This window comes from Komagataeibacter melaceti (genome assembly GCF_003403295.1).
In the GTDB taxonomy this organism is placed as follows: Bacteria; Pseudomonadota; Alphaproteobacteria; order Acetobacterales; family Acetobacteraceae; genus Komagataeibacter; species Komagataeibacter melaceti.
Genome location: NZ_QUWV01000206.1, coordinates 1 through 970, shown reverse-complemented (window position 1 = coordinate 970; position 970 = coordinate 1). Strand labels below are relative to the sequence as shown.

The window sequence follows — 970 nt, the reverse complement described above, 5'->3', positions numbered from 1 at the left end:
CCGTACCGTTATGGCTGCCGGGACAGGGTAGTGCTACGCAACAGGTCGCAAGCGCGGAAGCCGCGTCGCTTGATGAACAGCTCAATGTCGAACACATGGCGCTGTCGATCCGTGTGCTTGACGCGGGTGCTGCTGCCCTGATCGCCCGTACCCGGGTGGATGTGGCCCATGTCCTGTACGATGCGACGGCACGCATGGCTACGAGTGCTACGCGTGCGGTGCATGGTGGCGAACTGGCCTCGGCCGATGGGCAGATGGCGCAGGCGGCGATGGAAAACGCCCGCAATGAACTGGCCATGGCGCAGGAAGAGGCCGAAAACGCAGTTGCGTCACTGGAGATGCTTCTGGGCCGTCCGGTCGTGCCGGACCTGGCGCGGTATGGGGAGGGCGACGTCACACACGCCCGCTTCATTGCGCCCCGTGACATGGAAGACAATGACCCCCGCATCAAGGTGGCGCACCGTAATGTGGAAGCCGCCGAGGCCAACATGAAACTGGCGCGCCGTTCGTTCATGCCCAACCCGGAAATCGGTGTGGATGCCATCCATGAGAAGCAGTACGGCAGCCCGTGGGATGACCGGGTCGGGTTGAATTTCAGCATTCCCTTGCCCAGCGAGGTCCGCAATACCCCCATCATGTCTGAAGCGCGCAACCGGCTGGCTACGGCCACCAGCCAGGAAATGCAGGCGAGACGCATGGTGCACCTGGAAATGATGCGCGTGCGTGAACGCCTGATTGCGGCAACCACGGCGCGACAGACCACCCGCGCCGCCGCGGGCAGCATGGAACGGCGTGCCGCGGCACAGGAACATGCATGGCGCGTGGGCGAAGCCAGTCTGGACACGGCACTTGCCGCCCGGCAGGCTGCGGCCAGCACCCGGCTGGCCAGCGCGCGGGCCGATGTGGAATGGCATGTGGCCAGCATCCGCATGCTGATCGCGACAGGTATCGTGCCATGAAGCGCATTACC

At 64.6% G+C, this 970-nt stretch carries 1 protein-coding gene; it reads left to right on the top strand.

Going from position 1 to position 970, the window contains the following annotated elements:
* On the top strand, window positions 1–959 hold a 959-nt coding region (locus DY926_RS16095; RefSeq protein ID WP_148707831.1), incomplete at its 5' end, for a TolC family protein.
* Window positions 960–970 lie beyond the last annotated feature (11 nt).